The sequence below is a fragment of the uncultured Thermus sp. genome (genome assembly GCF_938010445.1).
Lineage (GTDB): Bacteria > Deinococcota > Deinococci > Deinococcales > Thermaceae > Thermus > Thermus altitudinis.
Window position 1 is genome coordinate 1 of the sequence record NZ_CALLUR010000169.1, and the last position, 2,600, is coordinate 2,600.

The 2,600-nt window shown below is 64.6% G+C and carries 4 protein-coding genes; 1 reads left to right on the top strand and 3 read right to left on the bottom strand.

Going from position 1 to position 2,600, the window contains the following annotated elements:
* The coding region (locus Q0693_RS09370) for an FAD-dependent oxidoreductase (RefSeq protein ID WP_298631137.1) at window positions 1–327 on the top strand (327 nt) is incomplete at its 5' end.
* 5 nt (window positions 328–332) lie between these two features.
* Here Q0693_RS09370 and Q0693_RS09375 read toward each other — a convergent pair.
* From Q0693_RS09375 to Q0693_RS09385, 3 genes are all read right to left on the bottom strand, one after another.
* Window positions 333–1,106 (bottom strand): ABC transporter ATP-binding protein, encoded by a 774-nt coding sequence (locus Q0693_RS09375; protein WP_298631139.1) that lies wholly within the window; start codon window positions 1,104–1,106, stop codon window positions 333–335.
* Window positions 1,099–2,136: an iron ABC transporter permease gene (locus Q0693_RS09380; protein ID WP_298631142.1), complete on the bottom strand. Its 1,038-nt coding sequence runs from the start codon at window positions 2,134–2,136 to the stop codon at window positions 1,099–1,101. Before Q0693_RS09380 ends, Q0693_RS09375 begins: the two co-directional genes overlap by 8 nt.
* A gap of 103 nt (window positions 2,137–2,239) precedes the next feature.
* Window positions 2,240–2,600: ABC transporter substrate-binding protein (locus tag Q0693_RS09385; RefSeq protein ID WP_298631145.1), on the bottom strand; the 361-nt coding region annotated here is incomplete at its 5' end.

Consider the following 2,600-nt stretch of genomic DNA (forward strand, 5'->3'; position numbering starts at 1 on the left):
AGGGCGGTGATGGAAACCCAGGTCAAGGCCATCACCCCGGAGGGCCTCCATCTGGAAGGGCCCCAAGGGGAGGGGTTTTTGGCAGCGGACTTCGTCCTGGTCCAGATCGGCTACCGGGCGGAGGACCGGCTTTTGCAGGAAGTGGGGGTGCGCTACGAAGGGGAGAAGCCCTGGCTCTCGCCGGAGTGGGAAACCTCCCGTAAGGGGCTTTTCGCCATCGGTTCTGCGGCCTTTGGCCCCGATACCCGCTCGGTCTTCATTGAAAATGGCCGCAGGCACGCGGAGGTGGCCCTTTTGGCCGTGGCAGGCCGCCTGGGGTCTATGTGAGGGTGTTACCCCGGGGTGGCGGTGAGGGGTAGGACGACCCGGGTCCCGCTGGGGTGCTCCCAGGCCTGGAAGGCAACTCCATACGCCTCTTGTAAGAGGGTAGGTTGGAGCACCTCCTCAGGCCTACCCTGGGCCACCATACGGCCCCCCTTTAGGAGAAGGAGCCGATCCGCAAACCGGCATGCCAGGTTTAGGTCATGGAGTACGGCCACCACCCCAGCCCCCTCTTGGGCCAGGGAGCGAAAAAGCTGGAGTAAGTCCATGGCATAGCGGGGATCCAGGTGGTTGGTGGGCTCGTCCAGGAGGTATAGCTTCGCTTCCTGGTTGAGAAGGCGCGCCATCTCTACCCGCATCCTTTCCCCTCCGGAAAGGGTAGGGGCAAGGCGCTCCTTGAGGGAAAGGGCTTGTACACGTTCCAAGTGATGTAGGGTTTTGGCGTGGTCTTCAGGCGTTTCGCGCCGCCCCTCCAGGTGGGGGAGCCGGCCGAGGAAGGCCACCTCGTAGGCGGTGAAGGGAAAGCCCATCTCCTGCAGCTGGGAGAGGACCGCCCGCGTCCGGGCCAGGGCCGAGGGCCTATAAACTGCCAAGGGCCTGCCCTCCAGGAGGATCTCCCCCTCGCTGGGGGGGATTTCTCCGGCAAGAAGGCGCAGGAGGGTGGTCTTTCCGCTGCCGTTGGGACCCAGGATGCCTAAGACCTCGCCGGGAGCAATGGAGAGGTGAAGGCCTCTAAGAAGCCAGCGATCACCTACCCGGTAGCCCAGGTTGCGGGCCTCAAGCACGGTACACCTCCTTCTTAAAGCGCATCACCAGGTACAGAAAAAAGGGGCCTCCCAAAAGGGCTGTGAGTATCCCAACGGGAAGTTCGGCGGGGGCCACAAGGGTACGGGCCAGGAGGTCGGCCAGCACGGCCAAAACGCTCCCCAGGAGGGCGGAGCCGGGCAGGAGGTACCGGTGGTCTGGCCCCGCCACCAGGCGGAACAGGTGCGGGGCCACCAGGCCGATAAAGCCCACTCCTCCTGCCATGGCCACCGCGGTTCCCACACCTAACGCCGAGCCGAGGACCGCTTGGCGCTTGAGGGCGTTCGCATCCACTCCCAGGTGGAAGGCTTCCCGTTCCCCTAAGGTGAGGGCATTAAGCCCGCGGGCCAAGGGGAGGAGGAGGAAAAGGGCCAGGAGGGCGAAGGGCAGCCCGGCTAGGAGCAGCCTCCAGGTGACTCCGGAAAAACCGCCCAAGGTCCAGAAGGTGAGGCTGCGGAGCTGCTGGTCTGTGGACGCGAAGATGAGGAGGCCGATGGCCGCTCCCACCAGGGAGTTGAGCGCAATGCCCGCAAGGAGAAGTATGGCCACCTGGGTGCCGAAAGGGGTGCGGGCGATCCACCACAGGGCCTGGGTGGCCAGGAGACCACCTAGAAAGGCCCATACGGGTAGGGCATAGGCCTCTAAGGAGGCTGAACCGGGCACCAATACGATGAAAAGGGCGGCCCCTAGGGCTGCTCCTGAGGAAACCCCAATGAGGCCGGGGTCCACCAAGGGATTGCGGAAAAGCCCTTGAAGGACGGCACCCGCCATGGCCAGCAGGGCGCCCACCAAGGCCGCACCCAGCACCCGGGGAAAGCGCAAGGCGGTCAGGACCTGGTATTCTACCCCCTCGCCCTTTAGGAGAATCGCGGGAATCTCCAGGGGAGCTATCTTATAGGCCCCGATCCCTGCTCCCAGTAGGAGGGTGGTGGGCAATAGGATGGCGAGGACTAAAAGGGCTAGGCGGTAGCGTCGGGTCCAGGGGAAGGAAAACTGGGGCTGGTTCACCATGGTTCACCCCCGATGCAGAACCTCTTCCCTTCGCCCAAAGGCAAGCGTGGCCCAGCCAGTAGGGAAAGGGTTTTCCCAAGGGCCCACCAAGGGCTTGGGTGCTTCATCGGGGCGCCACCTCCACAAACCCTTCCTGAAGATAGGCGGCGCGGAAGAGGTCCAGGGCAGCCCGACCTGCCCGGGGACCAAAGGAGCCCAGATAATTGTCGTCCATGGCCACCACCTTTCTCCGTTGCCCCGCGGGGGTCTGGGCCACCCCGGGGAGGCGGAGAAGGCCCTCTAGCCCGCCCAGGCTGTCCAATCCCCTCTTGAACACGACGATCACGTCGGGCCTGGCCGCCACCACGCTTTCAGCGGTCATGGGCTTACACTCCTGGATACCCTGGGCCGCGTTTTCCAGCCCCGCCAGTTCCATCATGCCCACGGGGGTGGCTCCTTCGCCACACACGAAGGTGGTCTGGGTG